The organism is Catenuloplanes indicus, assembly GCF_030813715.1.
Lineage (GTDB): Bacteria > Actinomycetota > Actinomycetes > Mycobacteriales > Micromonosporaceae > Catenuloplanes > Catenuloplanes indicus.
Map to the genome: position 1 here is coordinate 2,384,297 of NZ_JAUSUZ010000001.1, position 16,097 is coordinate 2,400,393.

General features: G+C 72.8%; 13 protein-coding genes. 6 read left to right on the plus strand and 7 right to left on the minus strand.

Annotated elements, in window-relative coordinates:
- Window positions 1-40 precede the first annotated feature (40 nt).
- A complete protein-coding gene (locus J2S42_RS10790; protein ID WP_307238129.1) occupies window positions 41-712 on the minus strand; it encodes a response regulator transcription factor in 672 nt (223 codons plus the stop codon).
- Entirely contained in the window at window positions 691-1,833 is a 1,143-nt protein-coding gene (locus tag J2S42_RS10795; protein ID WP_307238131.1) for a sensor histidine kinase, read from the minus strand. Before J2S42_RS10795 ends, J2S42_RS10790 begins: the two co-directional genes overlap by 22 nt.
- Window positions 1,834-2,019: 186 nt before the next feature.
- On the opposite strand from J2S42_RS10795, the gene J2S42_RS10800 reads away from it, so the two are divergent.
- The 3 genes from J2S42_RS10800 to J2S42_RS10810 are packed head-to-tail and all read left to right on the plus strand — an operon-like array spanning window position 2,020 to window position 5,734.
- The gene (locus J2S42_RS10800) at window positions 2,020-3,045 is read left to right on the plus strand and encodes a serine/threonine-protein kinase (protein WP_307238133.1); all 1,026 of its coding nucleotides are present in this window, start codon (window positions 2,020-2,022) and stop codon (window positions 3,043-3,045) included.
- Window positions 3,042-4,157, plus strand: a complete 1,116-nt coding sequence (locus tag J2S42_RS10805) for a substrate-binding domain-containing protein (protein ID WP_307238135.1) — start codon at window positions 3,042-3,044, stop codon at window positions 4,155-4,157. Before J2S42_RS10800 ends, J2S42_RS10805 begins: the two co-directional genes overlap by 4 nt.
- On the plus strand, window positions 4,154-5,734 hold the full coding sequence (locus tag J2S42_RS10810; RefSeq protein WP_307238137.1) for a vWA domain-containing protein: 1,581 nt from the start codon (window positions 4,154-4,156) through the stop codon (window positions 5,732-5,734). Before J2S42_RS10805 ends, J2S42_RS10810 begins: the two co-directional genes overlap by 4 nt.
- 15 nt (window positions 5,735-5,749) lie before the next feature.
- On the opposite strand, the gene J2S42_RS10815 is transcribed toward J2S42_RS10810, so the two are convergent.
- Window positions 5,750-6,517, minus strand: coding sequence for an SIR2 family NAD-dependent protein deacylase (locus tag J2S42_RS10815; RefSeq protein ID WP_307238139.1), 768 nt, complete (start codon window positions 6,515-6,517; stop codon window positions 5,750-5,752).
- A gap of 97 nt (window positions 6,518-6,614) precedes the next feature.
- On the opposite strand from J2S42_RS10815, the gene J2S42_RS10820 reads away from it, so the two are divergent.
- On the plus strand, window positions 6,615-7,031 hold the full coding sequence (locus J2S42_RS10820) for a hypothetical protein (RefSeq protein WP_307238140.1): 417 nt from the start codon (window positions 6,615-6,617) through the stop codon (window positions 7,029-7,031).
- A gap of 89 nt (window positions 7,032-7,120) precedes the next feature.
- Window positions 7,121-7,294 carry a hypothetical protein gene (locus tag J2S42_RS10825; protein ID WP_307238142.1) on the plus strand — a complete coding sequence of 58 codons (174 nt, stop codon included), beginning with the start codon at window positions 7,121-7,123 and terminating at the stop codon, window positions 7,292-7,294.
- 14 nt (window positions 7,295-7,308) lie between these two features.
- Here J2S42_RS10825 and J2S42_RS10830 read toward each other — a convergent pair whose 3' ends face one another.
- The 3 genes from J2S42_RS10830 to J2S42_RS10840 form a co-directional block, all read right to left on the minus strand.
- Complete coding sequence (locus J2S42_RS10830; protein WP_307238144.1) at window positions 7,309-8,223, minus strand: DUF2332 domain-containing protein; 915 nt, start codon at window positions 8,221-8,223, stop codon at window positions 7,309-7,311.
- A 193-nt stretch (window positions 8,224-8,416) separates the two neighbouring features.
- Complete coding sequence (locus J2S42_RS10835; RefSeq protein WP_307238146.1) at window positions 8,417-10,684, minus strand: SulP family inorganic anion transporter; 2,268 nt, start codon at window positions 10,682-10,684, stop codon at window positions 8,417-8,419.
- Between the two features lie 255 nt (window positions 10,685-10,939).
- Entirely contained in the window at window positions 10,940-12,898 is a 1,959-nt protein-coding gene (locus tag J2S42_RS10840; RefSeq protein WP_307238148.1) for an anthranilate synthase family protein, read from the minus strand.
- A 250-nt stretch (window positions 12,899-13,148) separates the two neighbouring features.
- On the opposite strand from J2S42_RS10840, the gene J2S42_RS10845 reads away from it, so the two are divergent.
- Window positions 13,149-14,888 (plus strand): ABC-F family ATP-binding cassette domain-containing protein, encoded by a 1,740-nt coding sequence (locus J2S42_RS10845; RefSeq protein WP_307238150.1) that lies wholly within the window; start codon window positions 13,149-13,151, stop codon window positions 14,886-14,888.
- 39 nt (window positions 14,889-14,927) lie between these two features.
- Here J2S42_RS10845 and J2S42_RS10850 read toward each other — a convergent pair whose 3' ends face one another.
- Window positions 14,928-16,091, minus strand: a complete 1,164-nt coding sequence (locus tag J2S42_RS10850) for an ABC transporter ATP-binding protein (RefSeq protein WP_307238151.1) — start codon at window positions 16,089-16,091, stop codon at window positions 14,928-14,930.
- Between the last annotated feature and the right edge of the window lie 6 nt (window positions 16,092-16,097).

The window sequence follows — 16,097 nt, forward strand, 5'->3', positions numbered from 1 at the left end:
GCCTTCTGTATAGCCGCCGCTGCCGCGGCACGCCGACCGGTTATGCCATGGGCAGATCGGCGTCGTGCACGACCAGCGCGATCTGCACCCGGTTGTTCAGGTCCAGCTTGGTGAGCACGCGGGAGACGTACGCCTTCACGGTCGCGGTGCTCATGTGCAGTTCCGCGGCGATCTCCTGGTTCGTCAGGCCGCGGCCGACCCGCTCCGCCACGCCGCGCTCGCCGTCGCTGAGCACGGCCAGCCGGGTGCGGGCCGCGTCCCGTCGCGGGTCCACGCCGGCGCCCGCGACGTAGCCCATCATCCGGCGCAGTACCTCCGGCGACATCATCGGCTCACCGGCCGCGACCTGCCGGATCGCCTCCGCGATCCGGGCCGGCGGGGTGTGCTTGAGCAGGAAGCCGCCGGCACCGGCCCGGATCGCGCGCTGCACGTGCCGGTCGGTGTCGAACGTGGTCAGCACGATCACCTCGGGCGGGTCCCGGCGGGCCCGCAGCGCCTCGGTCGCGGCCAGCCCGTCCATCCGCGGCATGCGGATGTCCATCAGCACCACGTCCGGCCGGAGCCGGGCGGCCGCGGCCGCCACCTCGTCGCCGTCGGACACCGCACCGATCACCTCGATGTCGTCGAACCCACCGAGCATCATCGTCAGGCCGGACCGGACCAGCGCGTCGTCGTCGGCGATCAGCACCTTCACGGTTTCCACGGCAGCCATGCTCTCAGCCGGAAGTCGCCGGCGTCGGTCCAGCCGTGCTCGATCCGGCCGCCGACCAGGTCGACCCGCTCGCGCAGCCCGATCAGGCCGGCGCCGGCGCCGGGCAGCCCGGTCCCGCCGCCGGGCAGTGCGCCGGAGACCGCGGCCGGGTTCGCCAGCTCCACGGTGAGCCCGTCGCCCGGCCCACCGGCGACGGTGACCCGCACCCGCGCCCCGGGCGCGTGCTTGCGCGCGTTCGTCAGACCCTCCTGGACGATGCGGTACGCGTGCCGCCCGGCCCGCCCCGGGTCGTCGTCCGGCAGGTCGGCGGTCAGCTCGACCCGCGCGCCGGCCCGCCGCGACTCCTCGACCAGCGCGGACAGGTCAGCGAGCCCGGGCTGCGGCCGGTCGGCGTCCGCGTCCGGCGCCGCGCGCAGCACACCGATCACCTCGCGCAGGTCCTCCAGCGCGTCGTAGGCGCACTCCCGGATCACCCCGGCCGCGCGCGCCTCCTCCTCGGACGCGCCGCGCCGCACCTCCAGCGCACCCGCGTGCACGGCGAGCAGCGAGATCCGGTGCGCGAGCACGTCGTGCATCTCCCGGGCCAGACGCTCCCGTTCCAGGTGGCGGGCCTCCTCGACGCGCAGCCGCTGCCCTTCCTCGGCCTGCCGGGCGCGCTCCTCCGCCGACCGGACCAGCGCGCGGTGCGAGCGCAGCAGCAGGCCCGCGGAGATCAGCACCAGGTCGGCCATCAGCAGCACGGCCACGGTCTCCCAGTACTCCTTGGTCGGCCCGCCCTCCTCCTGGAAAAGCGAGAGGACCAGCGCCGCGTCCACCGCGAAGACCAGGAACGCCCACGGTGCGCCGCGCCGGGAGGCGACACCGACCAGCGCGGCCGCGGACAGGCCGCCGACCGACGGCAGCGCGATGCCGGCGACGCCGAGCAGCAGTCCGAGCAGCACCGGGCGAGACCGGCGCAGCCAGAGGAAGAGTGCGACAGCGACGGCCAGGCCGCCGAACTCGAACCAGAGCGGCGCGAACTCCTCCTCGCCGTCCGCGATCCGGGCGACCCACAGCCACAGCACGCCGAGGACCACGCCGATCGCGGTGATGACGAGGTCGTACGTCCAGCGCCTGCGCATACCGCTCACGCTAGCGGCACCGGGCGCGACGCCGATGCGGCCGAAAGTCGACGGCGGACCGACGGACGAACATCTGCTGAACTCCGGATGGCGCGCGTCCCTTTCGGGCGGTTTCCCGGCCGGAATCCTGGTTCGGCGTTCGTACGATCGCTGGCACGTTCCTTCCCTGCGGATTCGAGGTGGACGGTGACCTCGCCAGTCGGTCAGTACCAGCGGCTCGACCTCATCGGCCGGGGCGGCATGGGCGAGGTCTGGCGGGCTCGCGACCTCGACCGCGGCGGCCGGATCGTGGCGCTGAAGCTGCTCACGCCGGCGGCGCTGGACGACACCGAGCTGCGCGAGCGGTTCGTGCGCGAGATGGAGATCGCCGCCGACATCGAGAACCCGCACGTGGTGGCGGTGTACGACTTCAGCGCGAAGCTGCCCGAGCCGTACATCGCGATGCGCTACATCGACGGGCGCACGCTGGCGGACGAGATCGCGGCCGGCACGCTCACGCCGGAGCGCACGGTGACAATCGTGGCGCAGATCGCGTCCGCGCTCGGTGCGGCGCACGCGCGCGGCCTGCGGCACCGGGACGTGAAGCCGTCCAACATCATGCTGGAGCGCGGCTACCTGGCCGGCACCGATCATGCGTTCCTGATCGACTGGGGCATCGCGCAGCACATCGACACGTCCGACCTGACCCGGGTCGGTCAGATGGTCGGCACCCCGGCGTACGTGGCACCGGAACGCCTGGTCAGCGACCGGGCGGACGGGCGTGCCGACATCTACTCGCTGGCCGTGGTGCTCTACGAGGCGCTGGCCGGGCGGAAGCCGTTCGGCGGCCGGTTCACCATCACCGACCACCGGGACCGCGCGCCGGACCCGCTGCCGGACACGGTGCCATCGGCGCTGCGCGAGGTGGTCATGCGTGGCATGGCGAAACAGCCCGCCGACCGGTACGCGGACGCGCGCGCGTTCGGCGACGCGGTCCACCGGGCCTGGCGGAGCGCGCCGCCGGCCGCCCCGAGCGCCCGGCGTACCCCGGTGGATCGGTCCCTGGCCGCCGGAGGCTGCGCCGGCGTGATCGCCGGGGCGGGCCTGCTGGCCGCGGGCCTGCTCGACACCACCATGGCGATCTGGGCCCTGCCCACGCTGGTGATCGCCGGTGTGACGGCCGGCTGGGCGCTGCGAGAGACACCCGAGGACACCGGAGGCGACGGGCGATGAAGGCGCTGCGGACGATCGCGCTGCTGGTCAGCGTGATACTGGTGGCGGTGGTCGCGTGGGCCGTGGTCCGGCGTGCCACCGCGTCCGGCGACGCACCGGCGGCCGCGGGCTGCGCCGGTGCGCGGACCCGGGTGACCGGCGTGATCGGGTCGGAGAAGACGCCGTACCTGAACGATCCCCGCGTCCTGTCCCGGCTGTCCTGCCTGGGGCTGACGCTGGTGGTCGACGCCAAGGGCTCGCGCGACATGGTGAACACGCTGTCCGACGACGCACACCCGTACGACTTCGCGTTCCCGTCCAGCGCGTCCACCGCGGAGCGGATCCAGCAGCTGCGCGGCGTCAACGACACGTACAAGCCGTTCTCGTCCGTGATGGTGGTCGCCACCTGGAAGCCGGTGGTGACCATGCTGAGGGGCGCGGGCGTGGTCACCACCGTGCAGGACCGGCCGGTCGTGGACGTGGACGCGCTGGTCGGGCTGGCCCGCGCCGGCACCCGGTGGAACCAGCTCAAGGGCAACGAGAGCTCGCCGAACAACAAGGTCGTCCTGCTGCGCACCACCGACCCGAAGGACTCCGGCTCCGCGATCCAGTTCGTCTCGCTGGCGTCCGCGGCACTGAACGGGGACCGGCCGGTCTCGTCCGCGGCCGACGTCGCGAAGGTCATGCCGGACATGTGCCGGCTGATGGCGTACCAGGGGACGAAGGAGGAAACCAGCCAGGACCTGTTCGAGCAGTACCTCAGCGACGGACCGGCCCGCTCCCCGCTCGCCCTCGTCTACGAGCAACAGTTCCTGGACACCACGTCCGCGATCACGGTGCCGCGGGACGGCGAGCACGTGATGCTGTTCCCGAACCCGACCGTCTACGCCCGGCACACGGTCGTGCCGTTCACCGACGCCGGCGACCGGCTCGGCCGCGCGCTCGACACCGACGAGAATCTGCAGGCCCTGGCCGCGGAGTACGGCTTCCGCCTGGACGGCCGGGCGCTGACCGACCGGCCGGAGCCGCCGGTGGTGCAGGAGCCGCCGGAGTACGCGCTGCTCGAGTCGATGCTGTCCGAGCTGGAGGCGAACCCCTCGTTCGACGACACCACCGGGAAGTGTGCGAAATGATCCGGCGCGTCCTCACCACCGCCCTGGCCGCCGTCCTGCTCGCCGGCTGCACGCCCGGCGCGGAGAAGCAGCCGCCGGAGGACCTGACCGGCCCGGCGGCCACGCTGCGCGTGCTGGCCGGCAGCGAGCTGGCCGACATGGAGCCGATCCTGGCGGACGCAGCGAAGGCGACCGGCGTCACCGTCGATCTCGAGTTCACCGGCAGCCTGGAGGGGGCCGAGAAGGTGGCGGCCGGTGCCGCGTACGACGCGGTCTGGTTCTCGTCCAACCGTTACCTGGAGATGGAACCGGCCGCGAAGAGCCGGCTCGGCCCGTCCGAGCGGATCATGAGCTCACCGGTCGTGCTCGGCCTGCGCGCCTCCACCGCCGCCCGGCTCGGCTGGGCGAACCGCGCGGTCACCTGGTCCGAGATCGCGGCCGCGGCCTCGCGCCGGGACTTCACGTTCGCGATGACCGACCCGGCCGCGTCGAACACCGGCTTCTCCACGCTGGTCGCGGTCGCGTCCGCGATCGACGGCAGCGGCCGGGCGCTGGACGCGGCCGCGATCGAGCGGGTGTCCGAGCCGGTCAACGGCTTCTTCACGGCGCACGCCCTGACCGCCGGCTCGTCCGACTGGCTGGCCGGCGAGTTCGTCGCCCGTAACCGCGAGCTGGACGGCCTGTTCACCTACGAGTCGTCGCTGGTCGCGCTGAACCGCGCCGGGACGCTGCCGGAACAGCTCACGATCGTCTACCCGGCCGACGGCGTGGTCACCGCGGACTACCCGCTGACCGTGCTGGCAGACGCGCCGGACGCGGCCCGGGACGCACACCGGCGGCTCACCTCCTGGCTGCGCGGCGCGGACGTGCAGCGGCGGATCGGCGAGGACACGGCCCGGCGGCCGGCGCTGCCCGGCGTACCGCTGCCCGCGGGTCTTCCGGAGTCGCCGGTCGAGCTGCCGTTCCCGGAGACACGGGCCTCGCTGAGGGCGTTGCTCACCGCGTACAACGACGAGCTGCGCCGGCCGTCGCGGACCGTCTACGTGCTGGACGTGTCCGGGTCGATGGACGGCGACCGGATCAGGGCACTGAAGGCCGCGTTGTCCGGGCTGACCGGGGTGAACACGTCGCTGACCGGCGAGTTCTGCCGGTTCCGCAGCCGGGAGGACGTGGTGCTGCTGCCGTTCAGCCAGACGCCGCAGGCCGCGCGGTCGTTCACCGTCGACGCCGCGGACGCGCAGCCGTCCCGGGACGCGATCCGGGACGCGATCGGCGCGCTGCAGGCCGGTGGCGACACCGCGGTCTACGACTCGCTGATCGCCGCGTACGACAGCCTGGACGCAGCCGCCGGCCGGGACCGGTTCGTCAGCATCGTGCTGATGACGGACGGCGAGTCGAACCAGGGCCGCGACCTGGCCGCGTTCAAGGACTTCGTCGCGCGGCGGGACGGCGCCGCGGTCCCGGTCTTCCCGATCCTGTTCGGCGAGGCCGCGGAGCAGGAGATGACCGAGGTCGCCGCGATCACCCGGGGCCAGACCTGGGACGCCCGCAATGGCGACCTGACCAGGGCTTTCTGCCAGATCCGCGGCTACCAGTGACCCGCGTGGGCTCGCTCAGGCCCGCGCCGGTGCGGTGGTCAGCAGAGCAGCCACCCGGGGCAGCGCGGTGACCAGGTCCTCGCGGATCACCTCGGCCGCGATGGCGTCGTAGGGCGTCGGATCGCGGTTGATGATCACGAGCTGGGCGCCTCGGTCCACCGCGAGCGCGCACAGCGACGCGACCGGGTTCACGATCAGCGAGCTGCCCGCCGCGATCACCAGCTGCGACGCGGAGACGATCGCGGCCGCGTCGCCGAGCAGCCGCGCGTTCAGCTCCTCGCCGAACAGCACGGTGCCGAGTTTGAGGATGCCGCCGCAGGCCGTGCAGCGCGGGTCGGTCTCCCCCGCCGCGACCCGCACCCGCACTTCCGTGGTCGGCAGGCCGCGCCGGCAGCCGGTGCAGTCCGTGCGGTGCATGGTGCCGTGCAGCTCCAGCACCTTCCGCTCGGCCAGCCCGGCCCGCTGCTGCAGGCCGTCGATGTTCTGGGTGAGCACGCGCAGCGCCAGCCCCGGCCGGTCCAGCGACGCGATCGCGCGGTGTGCCGGGTTCGGCTCCGCGCCCCAGGCCGCGTGGTCCACATAGGTGCGCCAGAACCGCGCGCGGACCTGCGCGTCCGCCATGAATCGGCGGTAGGTGAACGCCTCCGCCGCCGACGGGTCCCGCGTCCACACGCCGTCCGGCCCGCGGTAGTCCGGAATCCCGGACGCGGTGGACACCCCGGCTCCGCTCAACACCGCGACCCGGCTGACGTGCTGTGCCCAGACGGGCGTCGACGCGTTCATGGCCACCGAGGCTAGGGCGCCCGGCGTACCGTGGGCGACGGAATTTCCGGTTATGACGGCCCTTCCCTATTGATGATCCGGGCGGCAGGATGTGCGCATGGGCGAACTCGTGCCGATGCCACGCCGGGGCGATCTCTTCTCCGATGTCCGCGGCGACGGTCGTGTCATGCGGGTCAGTTGCCACGACGAGAGCGGCATGATCGTGCTCTCGCTCTGGGCCGACCGTCATTGCCGCGCATCGTTCCGGCTGGACGGTGCGGACGTCCCGCGCCTGCTCGAGGCGCTCGGCAGCCTGCGTCCGGTCACGCCGTCGCAGCGGCTCGACCCGGCCCGGCAGGACCCGGCCGACCTGCTCTCCTGGGACCCGTCCGGCCTGTCCGTGTCCGCCGAGGCCGAGATCGGCGAGCCGGAGCCGCCACGCCTGCCGCGCACCGGGGCGTACGACGTGGTCGTCCGCCCGATCTCGCCCGCGCCACGCGACCCCGGCCAGTGGCCGCCCGCCGCCGCCGGCTGACCTGAGGGTTACCCTGGGTGATTGTTTCCACCGGTGGCGCGGCGTCCGGCGCGCGCTACTCTGGTGTGGCCGACGTTGGGAGGTCCCCCATGCCGACCCTGATGCTCTGGGTGTCGACGATCGCTCTGCTGGCCGTGGCCGGCCTCGCCTGGCTGTCCGCGCGCCCGCGCACCGGCCGGGTGCCGGTCGTCCGGGTGATCGACCGCGACGGCCGCGAGCGCACCCTCCCGGCCGACGACCCCCGCATCTCCCGCCACCTCTGACCGGGCGACCGGCCTCAGACGCGCCGCATGCCCTGGCCGTGCCCGCGCGTCCAGGCCAGTGGCCGCCCGTCCAGCGCCAGCATGTTGTGGTAACCGGGCGGCGGCCCGGCCGCGCCCGGCGTCAGCACGTCCGGTGCCTCGTTCGAGATCCAGTGCCCGGGTAGCGACCGCACCAGCGACACGAACGCCGCACGCGGCTCCGGCGGCACCAGATAGAGCACGGACGTGTGGAAGACGACCAGCGTCGCACCGGCCGGCGCCCGCGCGGCCAGCGACGGCAGCGCCTCCACCAGGTCACCGCGCACCAGCAGCGGTGGGTCCGCCGCCACGACCGCGGCCGCCTGACGCAGCCGGGTGCGCCGGTGCTCGTGCTCCGGCCAGATCAGCGCGTCCAGCCAGGCCAGATCCGCGGCGGAGCGCACGTCCAGCGGGTTGAGGTCGATGCCGGCCCGCCACACCACCTCCGGTCGCCGGGACGGCAGAAGATCAGATTCACAATGCAGCACCGGTACGCCGTCCCCGAGCGCATGCGGGCCGTACCGGTAGGAGTAGCGGTCCGGATAGAGGCACAGCCCCGCGGACGCGCCCACCTCCAACAGCGCCAGCGGCTGCGGCAGCGACGCCAGCACCGGGAGCAGCAGCGCACACCGCCCGGCCTCGTTCGTCTGCGTGATCCGTGCGCGCATCTCCCGCGCCACCGCGTTCCACCGCTCCACCACGAACGCCCGGAACCCCGCCCACGACTCCACCGGACCACCCAGCAGCCGCACCGTCCCGAACAGCAGGTTCGGCTGCCGCTTGGCCTCCGGCAGCCCGTCGATCAACGCCAGCAGTTCCGCGTCCCCGGCCACAGCGCGCGCCAGTCCCTCATACACCGGCGACACCCCGCACGCCTCCTGGGCGAACGCGGCATATCGAAGATCGGTCATACATAGAGCATCCCCGAGCGCGCGGCGCCCGGGGATGCGGGTGATCTGAGGGTCTGCCTAGCCCGGGCCGATGTAGGTCATGTCGACGTCCCCTCGCAGCGTGTCCCGGCCGCTCCCTCCGGACCGGCCGAGATCTACTCTACGGACGCTCTGAGCTGGGCAGATCACCAAATCGTGCCACCGTGGAAGGTGGCTAGACGGTCACCGGAGCGGTCGGCGAGAGGATGTGCAGGCGCCCCTCGGCGATGTCGAAGTAGCCGCCGCACAGCTCCAGTTCGCCGGCCGCCTCGCGGGCCGCGACCGCCGGGTGGGTGCGCAGGTTGTCCAGTTGCTGCAGCACGTTCTCCCGGCCGAGGCGGTCCAGCCGGCCCGGTCCGTCCGGCCGGGACGAGAGCCGGTCCAGGCTGTGCGAGCCGTGCCGGAGCCAGCCGCTCAGGTACGGCATGTTGCCCGCGCTCCCCGGCGTGAGCAGCGCGTCCATCGCGCCGCAGGCGGAGTGGCCGCAGACCGTGATGGTCCGGATCGGCAGCACCGCCAGCGCGTACTCGATGGCGGCGATCGTGGAGTCGTTCGGGTCGGCCTCGCCGTGGCGCGGCACCAGGTTGCCGACGTTGCGGACGGTGAACAGGTCACCCGGGCCGCTCGACGTGATCATGTTGGGCACCAGGCGCGAGTCGGCGCAGGTGATGAAGAGGTGGGTGGGCCGCTGCCCGTGGGCCAGCTCGCTGAGCAGCGGCTGGACCAGCGGCGCCACCTTCGACTGGTACTCCTCGGTGCCCTCCTCCAGCTGCCGGCGGCCGGAGAGCGTGGTGGCGAGCGGGTGCCAGGCCGCACGGTTGCGGACCGGTGGCGTGCGGCGCACCGGTCGTGGCAGCCCGGACCGGCCCGGCGCGTACCACTGTTCGAGCACCTCGTCGATGCGGACGGTCCCGCCGGCCCGTTCGTACCCGGTGCGCCAGTCGTCGATCGCGGTGACGCCGGCGTGGTCCATGAAATCGATGTTCAAAGAAAGATCAACAACGGCCTTCGCGGGTACGGCCGTGAGCGCGCGGGTCAGCGCCGGCACGCTGAGGAACGTCAGCGACCCGTCCACCGCGACCCGGACCGAGCCGTGCAGCTGCGGCGTGACCTGCACGTGGATGGACGCGAGCCGCCGGATGGTGAGCAGCAGCGCGCAGCCGAGCCCGATCAGCACGCCCTCGAACAGTCCGAGCGCCACCACACCGGCCATGGTCAGCAGGTAGACCGGTAGCTCGCCGTGCCGGTGCACGCCGCGCATGTGGGACAGGTTGACCATCTGCACGCCGATCGCGACCAGCAGCGCGGCCAGCGCGCCGAGCGGGATCAGCTCGATCGCCGGCGCCGCGGCCAGCGCGAGCGCCAGCACCCAGGCGCCGTGCATGACGGTGGAGCGCCGGCTGCGCGCACCGGCCTTCGCGTTCGCGGTGCTGCGCACGATCACACCGGCCACCGGCAGGCCGCCGAGCAGACCGGCGGTCAGGTTCGCGGCGCCCTGTCCGGCCAGTTCCCGGTCCAGGTTGACGCGCGGGCCGTCGTGCAGCCGGTCGACCGCGACCGCGCAGAGCAGCGACTCGACGCTGGCGACCAGCGCGACCGCGACGACCGCGCCGGCGATCGACGTCCAGCTGCCCTCCGGCCACTGTGGCGTGACGAGCGCGCCGAGCGGGTCCGCGGGCAGGTCGACGCGGGCCACGTCCCAGCCGAACACGGCCGCGACGCCGGTACCGGCCGCGATCGCGGCGAGCGGCGCCGGTACGACCCGGAACCGCTCCGGCAGCCGCGGCCAGGCGATCAGCACGGTCAGCGTGAGCAGGCCGGTGGCGACGGTCAGCGAGTGATTGTGAATGAGCTGACCGGGCAGCTCACGAAGGTTGTCCAGCGCGGAGCTCTGCGGCGTACCGCCGAGCACGATGTGCAGCTGGGAGAGTGCGATGACCACGCCGACACCGGCGAGCATGCCGTGGATGACCGCGGGCGAGACCGCGAGCGCGGCGCGGGCCACCCGGAACAGGCCGAGCAGCAGTTGCAGCACGCCGGCCCCGGCGACGATCGCGCAGGTGGCGGCCCATCCGTAGGACTGCACCAGGCCGGCCACGATCACGGTGAGGCCGGCCGCGGGGCCGCTGACCTGCACGGCCGAGCCGCCGATCAGACCACCGACGATGCCGCCGACCACGGCGCTGATCAGGCCGGCGACCAGCGGTGCACCGGACGCGACCGCGATGCCGAGCGAGAGCGGCACGGCGATCAGCACCACGACCAGCGAGGCGCCGAAGTCACCCCGCCAGGTCCAGGCCTTTGTGGAACCGGGTTCGCCGGTAACGGGCGGGCCGTGCGCGCCGTCGGCCGCCGGTGGCGGGTCCGGATCCCCGGCCGGGAGCTTGCCGTCGCCCTGCGCGACAACGCTCCCCGATACCCTTAAATGCTTAAAAATCGCCATACTCCACCTTCTTTACGTACGTAAGGTGCGGTCCTTACGTGCGCACAGAGTAGCGACCAGGGGTTGATGGAGTAGGCGGATCCGCGCCGAATCGTGGCACGTTAACCCGGGATTAATCCCTACGTATCAGCAGAAGCTTGATACAAGCCGCGAACTACCTGATAACTGCCTGAAACCGAAGGTCCGAGCGGGGGCTCTCAAACCCGCCCGGACCTTCGGCGACCCCGGCATCATCAGGTGCCGCTATCAGACCTGCTACCCGCGAACCGCCGGAATATGCGAATCGGAAACCGATTTCTGCGTGGGAGCGCTTCCGGTTTCCAGCAGCGCGGTCAGCAACTGGGTCAGCACGGCCAGGCCGTCCTGGCTGAGCACCGACTCAGGGTGGAACTGCACGCCGGCGAAACCCGGCCCGCGCAGCGCGTGCACCGCGCCGTCCGCCGTGTCCCGGGCCAGCTCGACCGGGCCGTGCGGCGTCGGCAGCAGGTCCACGCCGGACAGAGCGGTGTAGGTGGAGTAGAAGCCGACCCGGCGCATCGTCCCGAAGAGTGAGATGTCACGCTGCATCCCCTGATAGGGCGCGTCCCTGCGGTGCAGGGGCAGACCCAGCATGCTGGACAGCAACTGGTGGGAGAGGCACACGGCCAGCATCGGCCGGCCGCCGGCCAGCCGGTCCGCGATCACCGCGCGCAGCGCCACCGCCGGCGGGAACGCCGGATCCGACGGATCGCCCGGGCCGGGGCCCGGCACCAGCAGGCCGAACGAGTCCAGGTCCGTGCCGGGCGCATGCCAGGGCCGCACGGTCACGTCCAGGCCGAGCGCGCGCAGCTGATGCGCCAGCATGCCGGTGAACGTGTCCTCCCCGTCCACGATCAGCGCGCGCCGTCCCGCGAACAACGGCCGCGGCGCGGCCGAGACCCGGTCCTCGAGCCAGAACCGGGCGAGCCGGTCGTTACGGGCGGCGAGCGCACGCCGTACCGCGGGATGGCCGTGATCGTGGGTCTTGATCTGACCGGTGGCGGCGCGGGGACGGAGGCCGAGCGCGGCCAGCACGCCCGCGGCCTTGGCGTAGGTCTCCGCGACCTCGCCGGCCGGTGTCGAGTGCCGGACCAGCGTGGCGCCGACCGGGACGCGCAGCTCACCCGTGGGCGACAACTCCGCGGTACGGATCAGGATCGGCGCGTCCAGCGACTGACCGCCGTCCGCGTCCCGGCCGAGCAGCGCGAGCACGCCCGCGTAGTAGCGGCGGCCGCGGCGCTCGTGCCGCGCGATCACCCGGGCGGCGTTCTCGATCGGGCTGCCGGTCACGGTCGGCGCGAACATCGTCTCGCGCAGCACGTCCCGCACGTCCAGCGCGGTGCGGCCGGCCAGCAGATACTCGGTGTGGGTGAGGTGCGACATCTCCTTCAGGTACGGGCCCAGCACCTGGCCGCCGGCCTCCGCGACCGCGGCCATCATCTTCAGCTCCTCGTCCAGCACCATGTAGAGCTCGTCGCGCTCCTTCGGGTCGGCCAGGAACGCCCGCAGGTCGCCGCCGCCCGCGTGCCGGAACGTGCCGCTGATCGGGTTCATCATCACCAGACCGCGGTCCACGCTGACGTGCCGTTCCGGCGTCGCGCCGATCAGGTGGCGGGTGCCGGTCCAGACCATGAACGTCCAGTACGCGCCGCGTTCGCCGGTCAGCAGGTTCCGGAACGCGGCGAGCGCGGCCGTGCGCGGCGCGGTCCGGACCGTCGCGGTCCAGGTGCGGTGAATGACGAAGTTCGCGCCCTCACCGCGCCCGATCTCGTCCCGCAGCACCTCCTCGACCTTGCCGGCGTAGGCCTCGTCGCCGACGTCGAAGCCGGCGTCCCCGGTGACGATCGGCGTGTCCGGCAGCGCGCGCAGCACCTCCGCCAGCGGAAGGGCCGCCGACTCCGCGATGCGCAGGCACTCCATCGGCGTGCCGTCGTCGACCGTGTCGAAACCCCGTTCCACGATCTGCCGGTACGGGACGAGTGCCAGTGTCTGCGGCCCGATTCGATCGTCGAGCGGCAGTTGCGCGAGCGAGCCGGCGACGGTCAGCTCGCCGGTGAGGACCTCGACCTCGTCGGCGCCCTCGCGCCGGAGCAGCGCGAACGGCCGCTCGCCAAAGATGATCTCGGTGAACAATGCGGTCTCCCGTGGTTCGGGGCCGTCGCCTCGGCGGACCTCGTCGTGCCACAGGACCTGCATGTGGCGGCCGCCTCGATCGGGCGGCCGCGGTGTGGTTACGCGCGGAGCTGATGGGCCGCCGGGGAGGCGGGCCACCAGAAGTTCGGTCGCGCGGTCATGGTTGAGGAGCGTACCCGGAGAAGTCGCTTGCCGGGGGCGCGGCACGTCGCTACCGTTGATCGCGATGTGATCCGTTGACACCTCCCCGACCCGCGCCCGAGGCCGTTGCCGCCCGGCGGGTTCCCTCTCGTTATCTTCGAGGTGTCCCGGCATGTCCATGCCCGCCCTGCTCGCCCACGACCTCGTCCGTACGCTCGGCAGCCGCCGCGTGCTCGACGGTGTCTCGCTCGTCGCCGCCCCCGGTCAGCGCATCGGCCTGATCGGCGAGAACGGCACCGGCAAGACCACGCTGCTGCGCCTGCTCGCCGGCGCCGACACACCCGACTCGGGCAGCGTGGTCCGGCCGGGGTCACTCGGCTTCCTGCACCAGGAGCTGCCGTTCCCACCGGCCGCGACGCTCACCGACGTGCTCGACGACGCGTTGCGCGAGGCGCGTTCCGCGCTGGCGTCGCTGGACCGGCTGGCTGCCGCGATCGCGGCGGACCCGTCCACGATCGGCACCGCGGAATCCGGCGTGGCCGGGCTCGGCTCGCCGGAGGAGCTGCTGGCCGATTACGGGACCTGGCTGGAACGCGCGGAGGAACTGGCCGCCTGGGACGCGGACCGGCGGGCCACGCTGGTCATGGCCGGGCTCGGGCTCGGGCATCTGGCGCTGGACCGTACCGTCGGGTCGCTGTCCGGCGGCGAACGCGGGCGGCTCGCGCTGGCCGCGCTGCTGGTCCGCCGGCCGGCCGCGCTGCTGCTGGACGAGCCGACCAACCACCTGGACGACGTGGCCGCCGCCTTCCTGGAGGAGGAGCTTCGCGGCCTGCCCGGCACGGTGATCGTGGCCAGTCACGACCGGGCGTTCCTGGACGCGGCCTGCACCGACCTGATCGACCTGGACCCGGCCGCGGACGGCCCGACCCGCTACGGCGGCGGCTACACCGCCTACCAGGCCGCGAAGATCGCCGAACGGGAGCGGTGGCAGCGCCGCTTCGCGGAGGAGCAGGACGAGCTGGCATCGCTGCGCCACGCGGCCTCGGTCACCGCGCAGCAGGTCGCGCACGGCCGGCCGCCGCGGGACAGCGAGAAGATGGGGTACGGCCACACGGCCGGCCGCGTCCAGCAGCAGATCTCCCGCCGGGTCCGCAACGCGTCGCGCCGGCTGGCGGAGCTGGAACGCACCCAGGTCCGCAAGCCGCCGAAGCCGCTGTGCTTCCAGCCGTCCACGCTGGCCGCGACGTCCGCCTCCGGCCTGCTGATCTCGCTGCGCGGCGTGCACGTGCCCGGCCGGCTGTCGCTGGACCGCCTGGACGTCTCCGCCGGTGACCGCCTCCTGATCACCGGCCCGAACGGCGCCGGCAAGTCCACACTCCTCACCCTCCTGGCCGGCCGCCTCCACGACTCCACCGACGCCGCGTCCCGATGCAGCACCGACCCGGGCTTGCCGGCCGAGACCGGCGCTGTGCGCGTGGCCGGCGGTGCGGTCGTCGAGGGTGACGTGCAGCGGCGACGAGGGCTGCGGGTGGCATTGCTGACCCAGGACACGGTCTTCGACCGTCCGGATGTCCTGGCCTGCGATCTCTACGCCGCCACGCTCGGCGCGGAGCGCGCGGAGGCGGTGCCGCTCAGCTCGCTCGGCCTGCTCCCGGCGCGCGCCCGGACGTTGCCGGCCGGCGAGCTGTCGGTCGGCCAGCGCCGGCGCCTCGCGCTCGCGCTGGTGATCGCGGACCCGCCGGAACTGCTGCTGCTCGACGAGCCCACCAACCACCTCTCCCCACGGCTTGCCGACGAGCTGGAGGACGCGCTCGGCACCGCCGGCCCCGGCGCCGTGGTGGTCGCCAGCCACGACCGCTGGCTCCGCTCCCGCTGGCCGGGCCACGAACTGGCCCTGCGGGGCACCGTCTGAGCCGGCCGGGAAGGCCCAGGGCCTTCCCGGCGATCCGGTCTACAGCGTCAGATTACGACCGGTGGCGGCGTCGAACAGGTGCACCTTGTCGAGGTTGAGCCACACCCGGTGCGGCTCGCCGGAGCGGACCCGGGACTCCGCGGAGAAGCGGGTGACCAGGTTGGACGTGCCGGACGGCAGGTCGGCGCCGCCCGCGTCCGCGGCCAGCTCCTCCAGCTCGGCCGAGGTGGCCGTCTCGCCCTCGAGCGTGAAGTAGGCGTACTTGTCCGAGCCCATCGACTCGACCAGGTCGACCGGCGCGGTGAACTCGTGGCCGCGGGCCCGCTGGGCGTCGTCGATCAGCGCGGCGTCCTCGAAGTGCTCCGGCCGGATGCCCAGGATCAGCTCGGACGAGGAGAGCCCGTCCCGTACCCGGGCGGGAATCGTGATCTTTCCGAGCGGCGTCTCCAGTGAGCCGTCCGACACCGCGGCGGGCAGGAAGTTCATCGACGGCGAGCCGATGAAGCCGGCCGTGAACAGGTTGGCCGGGTGGTCGTAGAGCTCCTGCGGGTGGCCGACCTGCTGCACGCGACCGGCTCGCATCACCACCACGCGGTCGCCGAGCGTCATCGCCTCGGTCTGGTCGTGGGTCACGTACACGGTGGTGGTGCCGAGCTGTTTCTGCAGCCGGGAGACCTGGGTGCGCATCTGCACGCGCAGCTTGGCGTCCAGGTTCGACAACGGCTCGTCCATCAGGAACGCCTTCGGGCTGCGGACGATCGCGCGGCCCATCGCGACGCGCTGGCGCTGGCCGCCGGAGAGGTTCGCCGGCTTGCGGTCCAGGTAGGGCGTCAGTTCCAGAACCTTCGCCGCTTCCTCGACCTTCTTCCGGATGACCGCCCTGTCCATCTTGGCCAGCTTGAGCGGGAAGCCCATGTTGTCGCGAACGGTCATGTTCGGGTAGAGCGCGTAGGACTGGAACACCATGGCGATGTCCCGGTCGCGCGGTGCCTTGTCGTTGACCCGCTCACCGCCGATCAGCAGGTCACCGGCGCTGATGTCCTCCAGCCCGGCGATCATGTTGAGCGTGGTGGACTTACCGCAGCCGGACGGGCCGACCAGGATCACGAACTCACCGTCCGCGATTTCCAGGCTCACCTCCTCGACCGCGGTCGTGCCGTCCGGGTACCGCTTACTGATCTTGTCGAGAACGATCTCAGCCATTGACCA